Source organism: Desulfosarcina cetonica JCM 12296 (genome assembly GCF_001311845.1).
GTDB classification, from domain to species: Bacteria; Desulfobacterota; Desulfobacteria; order Desulfobacterales; family Desulfosarcinaceae; genus Desulfosarcina; species Desulfosarcina cetonica.
In genome coordinates, this window is sequence record NZ_BBCC01000132.1 from 1 (window position 1) to 18503 (window position 18503).

The 18503-nt window shown below is 56.1% G+C and carries 19 protein-coding genes and 2 pseudogenes; 8 read left to right on the forward strand and 13 right to left on the reverse strand.

Going from position 1 to position 18503, the window contains the following annotated elements; all coding sequences use genetic code 11:
- From JCM12296_RS23495 to JCM12296_RS45470, 6 genes are all read left to right on the forward strand, one after another.
- Window positions 1–1174 (forward strand): PEP-utilizing enzyme (locus JCM12296_RS23495; RefSeq protein ID WP_246804772.1); only part of this gene is annotated, 1174 nt, incomplete at its 5' end.
- Entirely contained in the window at window positions 1152–1718 is a 567-nt protein-coding gene (locus JCM12296_RS42405; RefSeq protein WP_218188245.1) for a CHASE3 domain-containing protein, read from the forward strand. The genes JCM12296_RS23495 and JCM12296_RS42405, both read left to right, overlap by 23 nt.
- Window positions 1709–2314 (forward strand): histidine kinase dimerization/phospho-acceptor domain-containing protein, encoded by a 606-nt coding sequence (locus JCM12296_RS42410; RefSeq protein WP_218188246.1) that lies wholly within the window; start codon window positions 1709–1711, stop codon window positions 2312–2314. The genes JCM12296_RS42405 and JCM12296_RS42410 overlap by 10 nt, the downstream gene beginning before the upstream one ends.
- A complete protein-coding gene (locus JCM12296_RS42415) occupies window positions 2314–2622 on the forward strand; it encodes an ATP-binding protein (RefSeq protein ID WP_218188247.1) in 309 nt (102 codons plus the stop codon). Before JCM12296_RS42410 ends, JCM12296_RS42415 begins: the two co-directional genes overlap by 1 nt.
- Entirely contained in the window at window positions 2619–3911 is a 1293-nt protein-coding gene (locus tag JCM12296_RS23505; RefSeq protein ID WP_246804773.1) for a sigma-54-dependent transcriptional regulator, read from the forward strand. The genes JCM12296_RS42415 and JCM12296_RS23505 overlap by 4 nt, the downstream gene beginning before the upstream one ends.
- Window positions 3890–4042, forward strand: a complete 153-nt coding sequence (locus tag JCM12296_RS45470) for a helix-turn-helix domain-containing protein (RefSeq protein ID WP_246804774.1) — start codon at window positions 3890–3892, stop codon at window positions 4040–4042. The genes JCM12296_RS23505 and JCM12296_RS45470 overlap by 22 nt, the downstream gene beginning before the upstream one ends.
- A gap of 9 nt (window positions 4043–4051) precedes the next feature.
- Here JCM12296_RS45470 and folE2 read toward each other — a convergent pair whose 3' ends face one another.
- From folE2 to lon, 7 genes and pseudogenes are all read right to left on the reverse strand, one after another.
- Window positions 4052–4837: a GTP cyclohydrolase FolE2 gene (gene folE2 / locus JCM12296_RS23510; RefSeq protein WP_054698604.1), complete on the reverse strand. Its 786-nt coding sequence runs from the start codon at window positions 4835–4837 to the stop codon at window positions 4052–4054.
- 70 nt (window positions 4838–4907) lie between these two features.
- On the reverse strand, window positions 4908–5639 hold the full coding sequence (locus JCM12296_RS23515) for a tRNA lysidine(34) synthetase (protein ID WP_054698605.1): 732 nt from the start codon (window positions 5637–5639) through the stop codon (window positions 4908–4910).
- Window positions 5640–5663: 24 nt separating this feature from the next.
- Entirely contained in the window at window positions 5664–5864 is a 201-nt protein-coding gene (gene rpoZ, locus JCM12296_RS23520; RefSeq protein WP_054698607.1) for a DNA-directed RNA polymerase subunit omega, read from the reverse strand.
- Window positions 5865–5878: 14 nt separating this feature from the next.
- Window positions 5879–6346, reverse strand: a complete 468-nt coding sequence (gene greA, locus JCM12296_RS23525) for a transcription elongation factor GreA (protein WP_054698609.1) — start codon at window positions 6344–6346, stop codon at window positions 5879–5881.
- Window positions 6347–6491: 145 nt separating this feature from the next.
- Window positions 6492–7159, reverse strand: a pseudogene (locus JCM12296_RS50760) (phosphatidylserine decarboxylase family protein).
- Window positions 7160–7401: 242 nt separating this feature from the next.
- Window positions 7402–8076, reverse strand: a complete 675-nt coding sequence (tsaB, locus tag JCM12296_RS23535) for a tRNA (adenosine(37)-N6)-threonylcarbamoyltransferase complex dimerization subunit type 1 TsaB (RefSeq protein ID WP_054698611.1) — start codon at window positions 8074–8076, stop codon at window positions 7402–7404.
- A pseudogene (lon, locus tag JCM12296_RS23540) lies at window positions 8073–10506 on the reverse strand (endopeptidase La). The gene tsaB and the pseudogene lon overlap by 4 nt, the downstream one beginning before the upstream one ends.
- 212 nt (window positions 10507–10718) lie before the next feature.
- On the opposite strand from lon, the gene JCM12296_RS23545 reads away from it, so the two are divergent.
- Together JCM12296_RS23545 and JCM12296_RS45490 are read left to right on the forward strand one after the other, a co-directional pair.
- Window positions 10719–11267, forward strand: a complete 549-nt coding sequence (locus JCM12296_RS23545) for a prepilin peptidase (protein WP_246804776.1) — start codon at window positions 10719–10721, stop codon at window positions 11265–11267.
- Window positions 11158–11466: a prepilin peptidase gene (locus tag JCM12296_RS45490; RefSeq protein ID WP_340147876.1), complete on the forward strand. Its 309-nt coding sequence runs from the start codon at window positions 11158–11160 to the stop codon at window positions 11464–11466. The genes JCM12296_RS23545 and JCM12296_RS45490 overlap by 110 nt, the downstream gene beginning before the upstream one ends.
- A 191-nt stretch (window positions 11467–11657) precedes the next feature.
- Here the strand turns inward: JCM12296_RS45490 and JCM12296_RS23550 are convergent, their stop codons facing one another.
- From JCM12296_RS23550 to JCM12296_RS45495, 6 genes are all read right to left on the reverse strand, one after another.
- Window positions 11658–13019, reverse strand: a complete 1362-nt coding sequence (locus tag JCM12296_RS23550) for a PAS domain-containing protein (protein WP_083456441.1) — start codon at window positions 13017–13019, stop codon at window positions 11658–11660.
- 13 nt (window positions 13020–13032) lie between these two features.
- Window positions 13033–15363: a putative nucleotidyltransferase substrate binding domain-containing protein gene (locus JCM12296_RS23555; protein ID WP_157067839.1), complete on the reverse strand. Its 2331-nt coding sequence runs from the start codon at window positions 15361–15363 to the stop codon at window positions 13033–13035.
- A 240-nt stretch (window positions 15364–15603) separates the two neighbouring features.
- Window positions 15604–16446, reverse strand: coding sequence for an Mrp/NBP35 family ATP-binding protein (locus tag JCM12296_RS23560; RefSeq protein ID WP_054698618.1), 843 nt, complete (start codon window positions 16444–16446; stop codon window positions 15604–15606).
- Between the two features lie 122 nt (window positions 16447–16568).
- Entirely contained in the window at window positions 16569–16985 is a 417-nt protein-coding gene (locus JCM12296_RS23565; protein ID WP_054698620.1) for a DUF134 domain-containing protein, read from the reverse strand.
- Between the two features lie 208 nt (window positions 16986–17193).
- Window positions 17194–17628 carry a hypothetical protein gene (locus JCM12296_RS23570; protein WP_054698622.1) on the reverse strand — a complete coding sequence of 145 codons (435 nt, stop codon included), beginning with the start codon at window positions 17626–17628 and terminating at the stop codon, window positions 17194–17196.
- Window positions 17629–17732: 104 nt separating this feature from the next.
- Window positions 17733–18383: a hypothetical protein gene (locus JCM12296_RS45495; RefSeq protein ID WP_246804778.1), complete on the reverse strand. Its 651-nt coding sequence runs from the start codon at window positions 18381–18383 to the stop codon at window positions 17733–17735.
- Window positions 18384–18503: the final 120 nt, after the last annotated feature.

The following is an 18503-nucleotide window of genomic DNA, read 5'->3' on the forward strand; positions in this document are numbered from 1 at the left end:
GCTCGTGACCGATCGCGCCCTGGCCCGCTGGGCGACCTTGCTACCCCGCGCGGCGGCGGTGGTCAGCGAGAAGGGCAGCCTCACCGGCCACCTGGCCAATGTGGCCCGCGAGTTCAAGGTGCCGGCCCTGTTCGGTGCCGACGGGGCGATCGAACAACTTTCCGACCCGCCGGTGGTGACCGTGGACGCGGATGGTTGCCGGATTTACGAAGGCGTGGTCGAGGAGTTGCTGGCCCTTTCCCGGGATCGACGTGCCACCGCCCTGATGAAAGGCACGCCGGTATTTGAAGTCCTTGAAAAGGCGGCCGGCCTGATTACGCCGCTCACCCTGCTCGATCCGGACAGCCCGCGCTTCAAGGCCGAAAATTGCAAGACCCTGCATGACATCACCCGCTTCAGTCATGAGAAAAGCGTTCATGAGATGTTCCGCTTCGGCAAGACGCATCGTTTTCCCGAACGCTCATCCAAGCAATTGCGGGCCGAGATCGCCATGCAGTGGTGGGTGCTCAATCTGGATGACGGATTCAGGGAGGATGTGGCCGAAGATCCCTTCGTGGATTTCGACAACATTGTCTCCATTCCCATGCGGGCCCTGTGGGCCGGGATCACCGCCTATCCCTGGGAGGGCCCCCCGCCCGTGGACAGCAAGGGATTCATGTCGGTGATGTTCCAGGCGACGCAGAACCAGGCACTGTTGCCCACGGTCAAAACCAGCATGGCCAATCGCAACTATTTTATGATTTCGAAGAACTATTGTAGTCTGCAATCCCGACTGGGCTTTCACTTTGCCATCACCGAAGCGCTGGTGGGGGAACGCAGCCAGGAGAACTATGTCAGTTTTCAGTTCAAGGGCGGTGCCGCCGACTTCAACCGGCGCCTCAAACGGGTGCTGTTTGTCGGGGAGCTTCTTGAAAACTATGGGTTTCGCACCGAAGTGGCCAAGGATACGTTACGGGCGCGGATCGAGCAGCATGATGCCGAAACCATGGTCGCCAAGCTGAACATTCTCGGATTTCTGACCATTCACACCCGGCAACTGGACATGATCATGACCAATCCGGCGATGGTCCAGCACTACCGATCCCAACTTCTGGATCGGATCGAAACGCTCTTGACGATGTCATCGGTGGATACGAAGGGAAAGGAGTCCCATGTGGGCACGCATCAGCCTTAAAAACCGAATCTATGTCCTGCTGGGCGCCATCTTCCTGGTCACTTTCTCCGGCGCCGCCGTGATGATCTGGTACTCGTACAACATTGAAAGCGTGCTTACAAAGATCACCGACGAAAATTTGGTTGCCTTCCAGAGTGCCGAATCACTGGAGATCGCCCTGGTCAATCAGAAAGGATTTGTCTCGTATTATTTTCTCGACGGCAATCCGGACTGGCTGGTGCAATTGGAAAAGTATCGCCGGATCTTCAGCGAAAAGCTGGGCCAGGCCAGGGCCCAGGCCCAGACGATGGAAGAACGCAAGACCATTGCCCGCATCGCCGATGAGTATGACCACTACGTCCGCGAGAAAGACAAGGTCATCGAATACTATAAAAGCGGCCAGCACCAATTCAGCTCCGAATTGCATCAGGATGTGCGCAACCGTTTTTTTGCCATTCTGCAGATTTGCGAGGATTTCAAACGCTCCCATACGGAATCGATCATGCAGGCCAAGCAGTCCGCCCTGATCGAGCAGCCCGCCTGCGGGACACCGCCATGGCGGTGATCGTCACCCAAGTCCTTTTGGTGATCCTTTTGGCCTACCTGTTGATGCATCAGATTCTCAATCCGGTACGCGCATTGATCATGGAGACCTGCCGCAACGAAAATATCAAGCTTGCCGGCGACGATGTCAAAACCTTGAGCATGAGCGTACGGGGTCTGATCGAGGATGTCGACCAGACCCAGGTTGAACTGGAGAAAAGCCGCGAAAACCTGCTGCAGGCCGAGAAGATGGCCATGGTGGGAAAGCTGGCCGCCGGAATGGCGCACAGCGTGCGCAATCCGTTCACGTCGGTAAAAATGCGTCTGTTCTCGCTGAGCCGATCCCTCAAACTCTCCGGCATGCAGAAAGAGGATTTTGACGTCATTTCCGAGGAAATCGACCACATCGATACGATTGTCCAGAATTTTCTGGAATTTTCACGCCCTCCCAAACTGAAGATGCAGCCGGTAAGCCCCTCCACGGTGTGGATACGGCCATTCAGTTGCTTTGCTATCGCCTGGAATCCTACAACGTCCAGGTCACCCTTCACCGGGAGCGGCTTCTGCCGGCTATCGAAGCCGACCCCGACCAGCTCAAGGAGGTTTTGGTCAATCTGATGATCAATGCCTGCGAAGCCATGCCCGGCGGCGGAAAGATCGGCATCACCGAGCGTGTGGTGGAGGATCCCGGTGGATTGCGGCATGCCGAGATCAGCGTCTCCGACAACGGTTCGGGCATCCCCTCGGCAACGGCCAAAAAGGTTTTCGATCCGTTTTTCACCACCAAGGAAGATGGCACCGGCCTGGGGTTGAGCATCGTATCACGGATCATCAGGGAACATGACGGGCACGTGGAAATGAATTCGGTGGAGGGCCGCGGCACGACCTTTATCATCGAACTGCCCATCAAAGGAGGCAAGTTGTGAGCACCATTTTGATCATTGATGACGACGATCAACTGCGCATCAGTTTTGAACGCTTGCTGAAGGAGGAAGGCTACCGGGTCCGTACGGCGGCATCGGGCGAGGCCGGCATCCGCATGCTGACCGAGGCGGTTCCCGATCTGGTGGTTCTGGATGTCCGCCTGCCCGGAATCAACGGTCTCGAAACCTTCCGTCAGATCCACCAGATCGAGCAGAAGCTGCCGGTGATCATCATGACGGCTTACGGCACCACCGAGACAGCCATCGAAGCCACCAAGATGGGTGCCTTCGATTATGTGATCAAGCCTTTCGACATTCCTCAGATGCTTTCCACCATCCGCCAGGCCCTGGAAGCCGGCCGCTTCATGCGCTCCCCGGTAGACATGGATGTGGCGCCGGACAAGATCCACGGCGAGGCGATCATCGGCAAGAGCCCGGCCATGCAGGAGGTTTATAAAGCCATCGGGCGCGTATCGGCCACCGATGCAACGGTGCTGATCCGGGGCGAGTCCGGCTCCGGCAAGGAGCTGGTGGCCCGCGCGCTGTACCAGCACAGCATCCGATCGCAAAAACCGTTTCTGGTGATCAATTGCGTGGCCATTCCCGACACCCTTTTGGAAAGCGAATTGTTCGGCTATGAGAAGGGGGCTTTTACCGGCGCCACCCACAGGCGTGTGGGGAAGATCGAGCAGGCCAGCGGAGGAACGGTTTTTCTGGATGAAATCGGCGACATGCCGCTCAACCTGCAGGCCAAGATGCTGCGCCTGCTGCAGGAGAAAAGCATCGAACGCCTGGGCGGGCGGGAAACCATTCCGGTGGATGTGCGCATCATCGCCGCCACCAACCGTGATCTGGAGGTCCAGATCACCAAGGGGCAGTTTCGTGAAGACCTTTATTACCGTCTCAAGGTGATCACCATCTGGCTCCCCTCCTTACGGGAACGCACCGGCGACATCCCCCTTTTGGTCGACTATTTCATGACCCGCTTTTCCCTGGAACTGGGCATCGAGAATCCGGGTATCACCCGCGAGGCCATGTCCATGCTGGTATCCAGCCCCTGGCCGGGAAACATTCGTGAATTGGCCAACACCCTCCAGAAGGCATTGATCTTTAACCGGGGCGCCCCCTCAGCCTCACCGACATCGCCCAGGCCACCGGCGGCGACATCAAGAACCTGCACCTCAGCGAGGACGCCTGCGACGACAGCATTCGGGTCTGGATTCGCAACCTGTTATCCAGAGGGGCACAGGAGAACCTGTTCGAAAACTGCATGGATCATTTCGGCGGCGTGATGGTTGCCGAGGCCCTCAACCTGACCGGCGGCAACCGATCCCAGGCGGCCAAACTGCTGGGCATGTCTCGGCCGACCCTGCATGCCAAGATCGACAAGTACAATCTTAAGATCGAAACCAGCGTAAAATAAAAGTGCCGGTCATCCCATCGGTGCCTGCCCGCGGGTGATATGCGCGTAGGCACTGTGGTTGTGGATGGACTCGAAGTTTTCGGCGCTGACCGAAAACCAGGTGATGTTGTCGTCGGCCATGAGGCGTTCGGCGATATCGCGGACCACGTCCTCGACGAATTTCGGATTGGCGAAGCCCTTTTCGGTAACCATCTTCTCGTCCACGCGTTTAAGCACGGAATAGACATCGCAAGAGGCACAGGCCTCGACCATCTCGATCATGTCTTCCAGCCAGATGAAGCGCTTGAAACGGGTCTGGAGTTGCACGATGCCCCGTTGGTTGTGCGCCCCCTCATCTGAAATTTCCTTGGAACAGGGGCAGACGGAAGTAATCGGAACGTTAACTTCGGAGATCAGATCGATTTCGTTGCGCGAATTACTGGAACCGATGATGCGGCAATTGTAGTCCATGAGTCCCGGCGCGTTGCTCACCGGCGCCTGCTTTTCGATGAAATAGGGAAAACTCATCTCGATGTGGGCCGAGGCGGCATCCAGGTTCTGCTTCATCGTCTCCAGCAGCACGGAAAATTTCTTCAGCGAGATCTCCGGCTTGAGCAGGTGAAGCATTTCGACGAATCGGCTCATGTGGGTCCCCTTGTATTCCTGGGGCAGATCCACATACATGTTGAAGGCGGCGATGGTGCTCTGGGAGCCCTCGCGACGGTCCTTGACCCGGATGGGATACCGAAGATTCTTGATGCCGACCTTGTCGATCGGGATATTTCGGTGATCCGGCTGGTTTTGCACATCTTTCATGGGTGACTACCTGACAGCGGGCAAGCGCACGGTTGAGGTTGAAAAGCAATCGGTTCGGATGCCAATCGGTCTATTTCAGCAAGTACTCCATTTTCACATGACTCAAGGCACGGTAAATGTTGCCTTTGATCTTACGGTTGGTTCGGTAAAGCCCGTCGAGCATGGTTTTGATTTCCGAACGTTTGGTCACCCCGGCCGACGGGCAGGGATTGGTGAATGTCGGTATCTGTTGATCGGCGGCAAACCGCCGGATATTTTTTTCTTCGACCATGGCCAGGGGGCGGATGACACTGAAGCGGCCGCCGAAGAAATCCTGCCGTGGCACCATGGTGCTGATCTCACCGGCATAACAGACATTCAGGAAAAAGGTTTCGATAATATCGTCTTTGTTGTGTCCCAATGCCAGTTTATTGCTGCCCAGTTGGTCGGCGATTTCAAAGAGTCGTTTGCGTCTGAGCCGGGCGCATAGGAAGCAGGGATTTTCACGGTTGACCGGACTGTGGGCCACGAGACCATGGTCGGTCTTCTCGATGGTCAGCGAAAACCCCATTTGCCGGCAGGTATCGGCCAATTCCGCGCCAAATCCGCCGGCAAATCCAGGATCGATATAAACCGGCAGAAGTTCGTACCGTACCCGAACCCGCTTGCGTCGTTCAGCCAGCGTCCATAGCAGGCTCAGGCTGTCCTTGCCGCCGGAGAGTCCCACGGTGATGCGGTCGCCGTCCGCGATCATGTCATAACGGTGGATGGCCTTTCCCACCAAGCCGTTGATCGCCTTGTATGTGTAGTTGTACCGGGGCAAGACGGACGATTCCGCTTCGGGGTCCTATTTATCCGTTTCCTCTTTGTCCACCACCTTACCGGCCGCAATCTCCCTCAAGGCAACGACAATATCCTCGTTCTTGGGTGAACTGACCAGATATTCGGAGCCTTCCCGGATCTGCCGCACCCGCGCGGCGGCCATATGGACCAGCTTGAATCGATTGGGGACTTTTTCCAGACAATCTTCAACGGTAATTCTTGCCACGAATTTTCTCCTCGTTACAGTATTTCGACCAGTTCGTAGACGCGTTTTCCGCCAGGCGCAGTGAGCACGATCTCCTCCCCGGGCTTTTTGCCGATAATGGCCTTGCCCAAGGGTGACGTCACCGAGATGCGTCCCTGCTCGATATCGGATTCTTCAGGCCCAACCAGCTGATACTCGACACCCTCACCGGTATCGATGTTTTCGAGGACCACGGTGCAGGCGAAGACAGCCCGATCCTTGGGCAGGTTGTCGACATCGATAATTTCTGCATTGCCCAATTTATAACCCAGTTCACTGACCCGTCCTTCAATGAAGGCCTGACGTTCCTTGGCGGCTTCATACTCGGCATTTTCGCTGAGATCACCATGTGATCGGGCCTCTTCGATGGCCCGGATCACACTGGGCCGCTCGACGGATTTAAGATACTCCAGCTCTTTTTTCAGCGCCTGGTACCCTTCTCGGGTCATGGGTATTCTTTCCAATGGAAAACTCCTGAACGATTCGCGTTTGTGTTTGATGGTTAATAATGGTTTTCACCCGGCAATAGAAAAACAGATCCCCATGGCAAATGCCATGGGGGAATCTATCAGTTCCGGATACGATTTACCTGTTGGAATTAACTCAGTCTCACCATTTGCCCAGAATGGTGGTGCCGGCCTGTACCCGATCCCCGACCGTCACCTTTATTTCCGCATTGACCGGAAGATAGACATCCAGCCGCGATCCAAAACAGATCATGCCGAAACGCTGCCCACGACCCAGCGAATCCCCTTCCTGCACCCGGCAGATGATTCGTCGGGCCACCAAGCCGGCAATTTGAACAAATCCCACCTGCTTGCCGTCCGGGCCCTCCAGCAAAAGGGCGTTGTGCTCGTTTTCAGCCGAGGCCTTGTCGAGATTGGCGGAAAAAACTTGCCCGGATAATAGTTGACGCGACGAACCGTGCCTTCATGGGGCGATCGGTTCACATGCACATTGAAAATGGACATAAAGACGCTGACCCGCGTGCACGCGCCAGGGTAATAGGGCGTCTCGGCGACCGGTTCGATTTTAACCACCTTGCCATCGGCCGGTGAAACGATCACCCCCTCGCCGACGGGCACCAGCCGGTCCGGGTCTCTGAAAAACCAGCAGATGAATCCGGTTGCCAGAAGCCCGAGCATGGCCAGAAACCCGACCCCCAGCAGGGCGAACACCGCTGTCGCAAAGGCAGAAGCAAAAATAAACGGATATCCTGCCTTGGCGACAGGAAATGCCGTCTGGCTGGGTGGATCGGACCAGTTCAGTTGTGTCATCACGTTCTCCCGGGCCGCAACCCGCGCCGTCAGAAGCTTTTATCAACTTTTAAAGGGTTATCTATATAAAAAGCCGGCACCTATGTCAACATCTACCGACAGGTGACAGTGCGAATTCGACCACCTTCAAAACGGCTTGGAAATATAGGCAGAATAGGCACATCTCCCATTCTGTTTTTAGCCGATTTGAGCCGACTACCGGATGGGGGTACTGTTTTCGGCCAGACGGTTTTGCGCGCCGTTCAGCGGTGAATCTGCGCATCGGACTTGCGGACATAGTGGGGAACCAGGCAGCCGATCGTATCGACATCCTGCCGGAGCATCCGTTCCAAGGCCAAAAGACCAACGGCAGCGGCCCGGATCACATGCTGTGAAGGATCGGCCAGGCGGGCTCCGGGGCAGCGGGCGGCAAACAACTCCCTATACAGCACCGCTCCGGAACCCACCAAAATAGCCTTTGGGGGAAGGGTCGCGGCCACCGCCGCGGGTAGGTCCACCGCCGCATCCCCTACCCCATCCGGTATGTTTGCGCCATGTTCATAGCAGATATGGTAGATCTCTCCCCGCCGGGCATCGATCATGGGAACCACGGGGCCGTCATGGTGACGAAACGGAAAGGCCAGCGCGGCCAGGCTGCTGACCCCGACCACGGGTGCGTGGATGGCCATGGCCAACCCCTTGACCGTGCTGATGCCGATCCTCAGGCCGGTAAAAGTTCCCGGCCCCCGGCTGACGCCGATGGCATCGACATCGGCCGCCGAGAGGCCGCAGCTTGTCAAAAGGCCATCGATCATGGCCATCAGGTGTCGTGAATGGGTGTTGCCCGCCGTGTAAACGGTTTCGGCCAAGAGGTTCCGGTCGCGGAGCAGGGCCACGCTGCAACTGGTCGTGGCGGTATCAACGGCCAGAAGGATCATGGCGCCGGCTTTTTGGCAACCGGTTTTCTGGCGCTTGGCGTTCGTCCTCTTTTGGGCACGGCGGGTTCCAGGGCGATGGCCAACACTTCGTCCATGTTGCTCACCGGTATGAACTTGATCTTGCGCTTGACGTTTTTGGGAATCTCCACCAGGTCCTTTTTGTTTTTCTGGGGAATAATCACCGTGGTGATCCCGGCCCGCAACGCCCCCAGGGCCTTCTCCTTCAGCCCTCCGATGGGCAGCACCCGTCCCCGCAGGGTAATCTCCCCGGTCATGGCCACGTCCTTGTTGACCGGTCGTTCGGTGAGCGCCGAAATCAGGGCCGTGGCCATGGCGATGCCGGCCGACGGGCCGTCTTTCGGGATCGCACCGGCCGGCACGTGGATATGGATGTCGCGGTTCTCAAAGATCGCATCCTTGACCTTGAATTGCGTCACATTGGCCCGGGCGTAGCTCAGGGCGGCACGGGCCGACTCCTGCATGACCTCCCCCAACTGCCCGGTCAGAATCATCTCGCCCTTGCCATTGATCAGGGAAGCCTCCACATAGAGGACCTCGCCCCCCACCTGGGTCCAGGCCAGGCCGGTTGAAAGGCCCACCTGACTCTCTTCCTTGTCCATCTCGGGATAATATTTGGGCGGACCGAGGTACTTTTCGATGCTTTGGCGACTGATCAGAAAGGGGCCCTTCTCGCCTTCGGCAATCCGCCGGGCCACCTTTCGGCAAAGGTCCCCAGCTCGCGTTCGAGATTGCGCAGTCCTGCTTCGGAGGTGTATTCGTTGATCACCAGCGCAATCGCGCCTTCGCTGAAATGGATCTGTTTCACCTTGATCCCGTTTTCCTTGATCTGACGGGGAATCAGGTGGGTCTTGGCGATGACCTTCTTTTCATCCTCGGTGTAGCCGGAAAGGTTGATCACCTCCATGCGGTCCAAAAGGGCCGACGGAATGGTATCCGAAATATTGGCCGTCAGGATGAACATCACCTTGGACAGATCAAAGCTGAGGTTGAGGTAGTGGTCGCTGAACTCGGCGTTCTGCTCCGGATCCAACGCCTCCAACAGCGCCGATGAGGGTCCCCGCGAAAATCGGCACCCAATTTATCGATCTCGTCCATCATGAAGACCGGGTTGTTCGAGCCGGCCTGTTTCAACCCCTGGATGATCCGTCCGGGCAGTGCGCCGATGTAGGTTCGGCGGTGCCCCCGAATTTCGGCTTCATCCCGGATGCCCCCCAGGGAAATCCGGATGAATTTACGTTTCATGGCGTTGGCGATGGCCCGCCCCAACGAGGTCTTGCCCACACCCGGCGGACCCACGAAACACAGGATCGGGCCCTTGGTGTTCGCGTTGAGCTTACGGACACTCAGAAATTCGAGAATGCGGTCCTTGATGCGCTCCAGGCCGAAATGGTCCTGATCGAGCACCGATTTGGCCTTTTTGATATCGATCACGTCGGTGGTGGATTTGCTCCAAGGCAATTCCACCATCCAGTCCAGATAGGTTCGCACCACCGATGACTCGGCCGAATCGGGATGCATCTGCTCCAGCCGCCGCAGTTGTTTATCGGCTTCGGCCTTGGCCGCCTGGGGCATGCGGGCGCGCTTGATCTTGCCTTTGTACTCTTCCACCTCCTGGGACCGTTCATCCAGCTCGCCCAGCTCGCGATGAATGGCGCGCACCTGTTCACGCAGGAAGTAATCCTTCTGACTCTTTGAGATCTCGTCCTTGACCTCCGACTGAATCTTGGCCTGCATGGCTGACAGCTCGACTTCACGGAACAAGAGATCATTGACCTTTTTCAACCGCTGAAAAGGATCGATGATTTCGATCACCGCCTGGGCTTCGTCGATTTTCAGCCGCAAATTGGAGGCCACCAGATCGGCCAGACGCCCGGGCTGGTCAATGCTGGTGAGAATGGAACCGACCTCACTGGTATATTCACCGCGCAAGGTGAGAATTTTTTCCGAGTATTCCCTTACATTGCGCATCAGCGCCTCGGATTCGATATCGATATCATCCGATTCGGGCTCCTCGATCAATTCGATCCTCACCCGAAAAACAGAGCGTTTACGCACATATTTGACGATCCGGGCCTTGGCGATCCCCTGAACCAGCGCCTTCACCCGGCCGTCGGGAAGCTTGAGCATGCGCAGTATCCGGCTGACCGTACCGAGCTGATAGATCTCTTCGGGCCCCGGGTTCTCGACGCCCGGATCCTTCTGGGTGACGACAAACAAGTAGCGATCCTTTGCGATCGCCTCTTCAATGGCATTCACCGATTTTTCCCGTCCCACGAACAGCGGCAGCAACATGTCGGTGAAAATGACCACATCGCGCACCGGCATCATGGGTAAAACCATTGGGATCGTCGCTTCCGGGTCGTCCTCCTCGATGATGCTGATCAAATCGTCCTTGTCTGTTTCGCCCATTTTCACTCCTGAAGAATTCAAAAACCAAATCGATCCAAGGCCCACACGAAAAGACCGCTTCGAAAAATGTCTTTTAACATAAGCCCGAATTTTTCTTTGACAACGGTCATCAGGTTCTTTTACAAAAGAGGCGGACCGGCACCCGTGGGCCGGTTTTGCCCGTAACCGTCATTCATCTCCCGACGCGACCAGCATCGTTACCCCGAGCCCTCATGCTACCATCGCTTTTCATCGACATTGTCGCCTTCATCTTCGGTGCCTGTATCGGCAGTTTTCTAAACGTCTGTATCTATCGCATACCGGAGGGCTTGTCCATCGTCTATCCGGGCTCCCGTTGCCCGCGCTGTGAGACGATCATTCCGTTTTATGATAACATCCCCATCATCAGTTACCTCTTGTTGGCCGGTAAATGCAGGACGTGTCATCTCCCCATTGCCCTTCGCTATCCGTTTGTGGAACTTTTAGGCGGGCTTTTCGGCCTGGCCAGTGTCCACACCTTTGGGCCGACCGTTCAGGCAGGGGTCGTTTTTGTCTTCATCGCCACCCTGATCGTGGTCACGTTCATCGATCTGGACCACCGCATTATCCCCGACAGGATTTCACTGCCGGGGAATTCCGTTTTTTTTTCTGGCGGCCTTTGCCCTTCCTGCCATTGCCTGGCAAGCCCGCGCCATCGGCATTGTTGCCGGCGGGGGGATTCTTTTCGCCGTGGCCTGGATTTATCATCGCATCACCGGAAGGGAGGGCATGGGCGGCGGTGACATCAAGCTCTTGGCCATGATCGGCGCCATGATCGGCTGGCAGGGAATCCTTTTCACCATCTTTGCCGCCTCGGCCCTCGGCACCATAGTCGGCCTGCTGGCGATGCTCAAATCCGGCAAGGGCATGCAGCTGGCCATCCCCTTCGGTCCATTCCTGGCCGGCGGAGCCATGATCTATCTTTTTTCGGTGAGCGTCTGATTGACTGGTATTTGTTGGTCTAAGGCTGACGGATGCGTAAAAAGCCCGATATCGGCGTTACGCGTATCCTTCGTCACTGCGGCGTACGCAAAAGTACGCCTCATTCCTTAAGGATTCGCAAGCCTTGATCTCGGGCTTCTTACGCATCCGTCGGAAAGGCGACTCTTTACGCGTTCATCAATGCCGGGGGGTTATTGAATGGCAAGCAGATAGGTTCGCAGGTTGACCTTTTTGCCTTTGATGCCCAGCCGTTCCCGGATGGCATATCGATAGCCTTCCACCGTACGGACTGAAATGTTGAGGAGATGGGCGATCTCCTTGGCCTTCTTGCCCTGCTTGACCATGGTGGCCACCTTGATTTCGGTGGGCGTGAAGCCCAGGTAGTCAAAGGAAAGCTTGCGGCTCAGGGGGGACACAATTTCATTGAGATTGGATTCAATGATCTCCAGATAGGCCTTTTGGCGGGTTTCCATCCCACTGCGCTTCAGCTTGCGGACATACGGTCGAATCAGGGCCTTGACGTTGTAAAGGACCTTGTCCTCTAGGGCCTTGCGGTCCTCGTCGCGCTTTTTTAAAAGAACCTTAAGCGCCGTATTGACTTCGGAGAGGTTGTCCGTGCGGGTCTCCAGCTCACGTCCCTTGGCCGCGAGGGCTTCGTTACTGCGCATCTGATCGGTGACATCGAACATGATCCCATTGAAAAAGGCGTGCTCGCTACCGGCAACCCCCGTGGCGATGACTTGCAGCCAGCGCCATTGGGTCAGCAGCGGATGAAAAATCCGGAACCGCTGATTGAATTTGAGATCCCGGATGGCCCGCACCACGGCATTGCGAATGTTCTTGCGATCGTTGGGATGGATCTGGAACCATTTGTTCGGCGGCCACGCATTTTGGGCGACACCGGCGATATCCTTGGCCGAAGGGCTCATGAAGACGACCTTCAGGGCCCTGGGACGCTGCATGCCAAGCCTGAGGCGAAAGAAGGCAAAATCCGACGCACTTTCGACAAACAATTGCTGACTGGCGCGACTCTCCTCCAGATCCCGGCGGATCTTCTCCTCACGGGTGATGTCCCGGCCGCAACCGACCGTACCGAGCATATTGCCCATTTCATCCAAAAGGGGCGCCTTGTGGACATCCAGGACCAGGTACCGGCCCCGCACCAGGCCGTCTTCCACAAAGCGCATGGCCTTTCCCTTGGCCTTGACGATGTCGTCGGAATTCTCACAAACTTCACCGAAGGTGTGGCGTTGTCCGTTGCTGCGCTCCAGTTCGGCAAAGTAAAGATCGTTTTTTCCCACCACGGCTTCGGGATATTTGCACATGAGCAGCCGCTCGCAAAGGGCCCGGTTGGCAAAGAGGTAACGGTTGTCCATGTCCTTGGCCCAGATCATGTCCGGCACGTTGTCGGCAATTCGCCGCGCCAGCTTCAAAAGGGTTTCATAATCTTCCAGGCGCTTGTCCGTCAGTTGTTTCAGTTGGGCGTTCTCGGTTTCAAGGTGCTGGATCCGCTGTAGCAGGTCGCGCTGGTGTGTTTTCATCTCTGTTGGCATGAAATCCCCGATTTCAGGCGATGCCGATAAAATCGAAATTCATTTTAGCCTGGAATTTCTCAACCCGTTTGAAAATCTCCTTTAGCATGGTCTGCTCGATATGGGTCAACTTTTTTGGATTGATGTAGTTGTCCGGCTTGCTGTTGTCGTCCATCACGGCCGTGATCTGCCTGACAAAACGAAGTTGCATGAGAAAAGAGTAGGCCTTTTCCAGCTCCTCGTATTCCTGGGGCGTAATCACCTTCTGAATTCGCAGTTGTTCGAGCCGCTCAAGGGTATTGGTCGCTTCGATGCGGTGCTTCAGGGCATAGACCCGGGCGAAATCAACAATGGGCGTCATGGCACTTTTGATATCCAAGGCGTTGCGGTGGCGCCCCTTGGATTCGACCACGAAATTACGGAAAAACCCCAGGGGCGGTTTGAAGTAGAGGGCATTTTCGGTCAGATGGCGAAAAAAGCCGGACCATCCTTCCAAGGCGGAGAAGAGATATTGGCGCAGTCTCTCAACCAGGGCAGTTTCACCGAATCCCGTGCGGAAATCGAAAAAGATGCTCGCCTGCAGCAAATCCTCGGCTTCTGCGGCACGAATCCAATCCCTGAAGTAGATCTTCCATTGGGAAAACGGCTGGCACCATCTTGGATTCTTGGCCATCACCTGACCCGTGCAATAGGCATAGCCCGCCTGGTTCAAAAGACCGCAAACCATCTCGCCGAATTCGAAGAAATAAGCGGCCACTCCTTCTGCCAGTTCGGGTCGCGGGTCCTGATAAACAATCGCATTGTCCTGGTCGGTCTTCAGGGTCTGTTCCTCCCGCCCCTCGCTCCCCATGATCATGAAAACAAATGGCACGGGTGCCGGTCCCAGTTCATCCAGGGCCATGCGGGCCGTTTTTTTCAGGATCGTGTCGGCCACGGTGGTAATGAAATAGGTTAGATTGCGCGCGTTGGCGCCGTTGTTGATCAGGCCGCGCACCATGCCGGCCAGTTGACCTTGTTTTTCAACGATTTTTTCCATCCCGTCGGCCAACTGAATTTCGCGCAGCAAAAAGAGCGGTGACTGCCCCTGAAACGCCAGAATATCCCGACTGGATAACATGCCGATGACCTTGTCGTTGGCATCGATCACGCCGACATGCTGGAAGTCTTGTTCCATCATGGTCATCATGGCTTCGAAGATCATGGCCTTTTCCGGAATGGCCCGCAACGGCGACGACATGATGGCGGCCACGGGTTGATCGATGGAGATGCCGCGGGCGATCACCTTGCGGGTAAAATCTTTTTCGGTCACGATGCCCATCGTTTCGGGATTCTCGTTGCGCACAAAGGCATAGCTCGTCTTATGACGGGTCATCAGACGCGCGACTTCCCGGATGGTCATACCGGCATGGCAAAAAACGGGATGCGGGGAATAAATTTGCGACAGGGGCTGGTTGAACAGCTGCAGATCCGCCGCTTTGGGGCGAAGGGTCTTGGCAATGATCGCCGCATAGGAGCGGCTGAGCATGCGTTTGCCGAAAGTATCGGAAAAGTATTCGGAAAAGGTACTGTTTCGGCTGCAGATGTTCAGAAAAATGGGTTCCGCGAGCACGTAAAAGGAGGCGTCTTCGATGACCGCCATGGTGCGGACCGACAGACCATCATTCAACAGGATCGAGATGCCCCCATAAATATCACCCTCGGAAAGCAGCTCGCGCATGGTCTTTTGGCCGTTTTCCTCATAGTAGCGCTCGGCGGCGCCCTTCTGCAGGATATACAGATAGCCGACCCGCGTGCGCCCCTGAACAAACAGCACCGTGCCCTTTGGATAGGAGACCCGTGAAAGGGACGTGGCCACCCGCTCCAGATCGTCCTCCCCCAAAAAGGTGAACGGATCCAGTCCCGAGATGAACAGGCGCGCCTGGGCTGCCCGCGTAATCGCATCCAGCGATTCATCGAAAATGTTGTGGCTGAAGTTGTCCAGGAAGTATTCATGAAAGGCTCTGTTCCGGGCGCACAATTCGGTAATGACCCTAGCAGGGATGGTGACGGCCGCCACCACCGTATCCGCCCGCGTGGTCCTAAGGGCGATCCCCGCATTGAGCATCACGGAGATCCCGCCGTACACTTCGCCCTTCTTGATATAGCCGGTCAGGCGATCCTCTCCCTTATCCTTCTGGTATAGGGAAAGCTGGCCATCCAGAATGACGAGAACGTTATCAACCCGGCTTTCACCCTGGACGGATATTCGATCACCCCGCGCGATTCGGGTCGTGGACGCCTGGGCCACCACCATTTCCATCTCCGACGGCGTGAGAAAGGAAAAGTGGGGCATGGATGATAGAAAGCGGAGTGTTTCGGGCTTCATCGACGCGTCCTGGGCTTGGCGGTAAGCGCGATCGTTCAGGAACGATGAAAAAACGGAACCACCGCGGGAATCACAATGCGGATCGCCATCGATTAAACCATCAAGCCAGGGTAAAGTCAACGCTCGCCAGATCTGAATAGGGCTTCATTCGGGGGCGTTATCGGTGAGTCGGATGCCCACCCGCCGTTGGTCGTGCTTACCGGCGGCAGGTGGGCCAGGAAGGTAAAAAGCGAATATGAACTATAGAAGCTGGGCCATGTTGCGGGCAACCGCGACAAATGCCTGGGAAACGGGAGAGTCGGCGTGCTGCTGCTGATAGGAGACCCCGGCGTCCCCGCAAGCGACCATTTCCGGATCGAAGGGAATTTTCCCGAGAAAGGGTATTTCCGTGGCTGCGGCGGTCTTCTCTCCGCCACCCGATCCGAAAAGATCGATTACCGAATGGCAATGCGGGCAGGCGAAGCCGCTCATATTTTCGATCAAACCGAAAATTTCCATTTTGACCACTTTACAGAAATTGATCGATTTCCTGACGTCCGCCAGGGAGACTTCCTGGGGGGTGGTGACGATGATGGCCTTGGCGTCGGGAATGGTCTGAGCCACGGTGAGCGGTTCGTCACCCGTTCCTGGAGGAGCGTCGATGAGCAGGAAATCCAGATTCCCCCAGGCCACGTCGGCGATAAACTGCTGAATGGCCGAATACTTCACCGGTCCCCGCCAGATGATGGCGTCGTCCTTGGTTGGCGAAAGGGACTCGATGGACACGGCGCTCAAATTGGCTGAATAGGGCATGGGTTTGAGTTTGCGCTCGGGCGTCAGTTCAAGCATCCCCGAAAGTCCCAGCATTCTGGGGACATCCGGCCCGTGCAAATCCACATCCATGATCCCGACCTGGTGCCCCAAGCCGGCCAGGGCCAATGCCAGATTGACGGAGGTGCTGGTCTTTCCGACCCCGCCTTTCCCGCTCATGATCATGAATTTGTGTTTGATCCGACCCAGCACATCTTTTACCGTAGCGTCACGTTCCGCCTGGGGGTTAGCCGCTTTCTTCACGTCATTCATACTGTTTTGTATCTGTACCATCACTGTTCTCCCATTCAAGCCGCGCCGACAAGGGTTCGCTTCCGGTGCCCGTTAAGCACTCCGCAAGGTAAAGGGGGTGCGGCCAGAGGCTCTTCAAATGTGTTATGCCGGCATGGGCATGCTTATTCGGTTACATATCGATGAAAGTCATCCTGCCCGCATGACGGGCACGCTTGGGGCCGACCGGTTCCCAGGGGCGCATCCCACTGATGCTGACATTTTCGGCACGCGAAGTGGCGTTTTTCATCAACCATTTTATAATTCCCGCCATCGATCTTAATGGCCTTTCCATTGATCAACGCATCGGCGACCGTCTGCCGGGCCTTGTGAAGGATGCGGCCGAACGTCGCCCGGGATACGCCCATGCACTGCCCCGAATCTTCGTGCGACAACCCGTCCAGATCGGCAAGCCGAAGCGCCTCCCGTTCATCTACCGTAAGGCAGACTTCAGCCAGTTCCACCATGGGAATTCCCCTGGGTTTGAAGTAGCTGATTTTGGGGTTGAATGCGACGAGACGATCTTTTCTGGGTCTACCCATGAATCCTCCAATAAAGCATATGCTCGATTACGAGCTGTTATTCTTTCCGTCGGGCCTTGTCAAGGTAAATATGGCGACAGGCCAAAGTAACCGCATTCGGACCCAATACCGAGAACCGTTCTCGCAGACATGGCCCGCGCCTCCAGTAAAAGCGATAGATCCAGTCCATCCAGGAATCGGTCCAACGGTGGTTAGCCTGGCCGATCGTTCACCCGCCCGGACCTTTCGGGTTCCCCGCCTTGGGGTTCAGCTGCGTAAAATAATCCCGTGAAGTTTTAACGAAAAGCCAGTATGTCCCGGTGATCACAAACAGCACCACAATAACGCACAATACCGTTGAAATTTTCCGGTGGGGCGCGAGGGCAACATAGAAAAAAAGGTCGTAAATCAACACGAAAAAATTTCCCACCACCACCAACGCCCGCGCCCACGGTTTGATCAAAAAGAGGAGAATGGCAAGACTCAGGCTGACCACCACCATTTTCAGAATCCATGGATTGGCGTCTTCGACGGCCGCCCTGCCTTGAAAAAGTGAAAAGAGGAAAGCGGGGTGACAGGCCCAGGCCAATACAAGCATGGCATAGCTTTTTTTAAAGCTGCGGGGCGCTGCGGCAAATCGGGCAACATAGTCGTTCATCGGCATGCTGTCTTCTCCATGGGCGTCGTTGGGGACAGGCTGTCCGTATCAAGGTTGACTGACGACAAGCTTCTGGCCGACGTGGATGACGTTCTCCTTTTTAAGTTTGTTCAACGACCGGATTTGATCGACCGTGAGGTCGTACTTCCGGCTGATGCTGTAAAGGGTATCTCCGGCCACGACGGTATGGGTCTTGGCGGCAGCAGCCGTTTTTTCGTCGTCGATCTCACGGTTGCAGACGGTTTGGCGGGCGGGCGCGATGTCGGCACCTGCGCTAGCTGGTTAACCTTTCTGGAGGCCGTATCGATTTTCTTCTGTAAGGCGTCAAGGCTCATGGCCAAATGGTCCATCCGCAGGGATGTTGACGCTTCGGAGCGATCGAAGCGGGTCTTGAATGTTTCGAAATCTTTGGCTTGCTCCCAGATGTGGGTGACTTTTTCATCCACGCCATCGACTTTTTCCAGCTGATGTTCGATTTTTGCGAGACGTTGTTCAAGGGCGTCAATCCGCGCTGCACCGGCCTGTTCGCCAGAGTATGAGAAGATCAGGATGACCAGCAGGACAACACCGATCACCACGGCGATACCGAGCCCCCAGTACAGATAGTGGATGGGATTGCCGGACAGAATGCCAGAGGGCCGCAGCCCTTTCTCCTTAAAATGGGCATAGCCGTCGTCTTCGTAGTAGGGGTCTTTTGATGCGTCGTTTTCCGTCTCTTCGGGGTTCGGGTCTTCTACCCCACCCGTATCTTTCCACTTCATTGCCAAGCCTCCAAACGGTTGTTGGTCCAATACGACGATGGTTCGACAAATGCCCAATGAATTTACTCCTCTATAAACCAAAAGGCCAATCGACTTCAACCCCAATCAATGGCCGCATCA

Coding starts and splice junctions, on each gene's coding strand:
- JCM12296_RS42405 (WP_218188245.1), top strand. CDS start 1,152: ATGTGGGCACGCATCAGCCTTAAAAACCGAATCTATGTCCTGCTGGGC.
- JCM12296_RS42410 (WP_218188246.1), top strand. CDS start 1,709: ATGGCGGTGATCGTCACCCAAGTCCTTTTGGTGATCCTTTTGGCCTAC.
- JCM12296_RS42415 (WP_218188247.1), top strand. CDS start 2,314: ATGATCAATGCCTGCGAAGCCATGCCCGGCGGCGGAAAGATCGGCATC.
- JCM12296_RS45470 (WP_246804774.1), top strand. CDS start 3,890: ATGGATCATTTCGGCGGCGTGATGGTTGCCGAGGCCCTCAACCTGACC.
- folE2 (WP_054698604.1), bottom strand. CDS start 4,837: ATGAAAGATGTGCAAAACCAGCCGGATCACCGAAATATCCCGATCGAC.
- tsaB (WP_054698611.1), bottom strand. CDS start 8,076: ATGATCCTTCTGGCCGTTGATACCGCCACGACCAGTTGCAGCGTGGCC.
- JCM12296_RS23545 (WP_246804776.1), top strand. CDS start 10,719: ATGCTACCATCGCTTTTCATCGACATTGTCGCCTTCATCTTCGGTGCC.
- JCM12296_RS23550 (WP_083456441.1), bottom strand. CDS start 13,019: ATGCCAACAGAGATGAAAACACACCAGCGCGACCTGCTACAGCGGATC.
- JCM12296_RS23555 (WP_157067839.1), bottom strand. CDS start 15,363: ATGAAGCCCGAAACACTCCGCTTTCTATCATCCATGCCCCACTTTTCC.
- JCM12296_RS23560 (WP_054698618.1), bottom strand. CDS start 16,446: ATGGTACAGATACAAAACAGTATGAATGACGTGAAGAAAGCGGCTAAC.
- JCM12296_RS23565 (WP_054698620.1), bottom strand. CDS start 16,985: ATGGGTAGACCCAGAAAAGATCGTCTCGTCGCATTCAACCCCAAAATC.
- JCM12296_RS23570 (WP_054698622.1), bottom strand. CDS start 17,628: ATGCCGATGAACGACTATGTTGCCCGATTTGCCGCAGCGCCCCGCAGC.
- JCM12296_RS45495 (WP_246804778.1), bottom strand. CDS start 18,383: ATGAAGTGGAAAGATACGGGTGGGGTAGAAGACCCGAACCCCGAAGAG.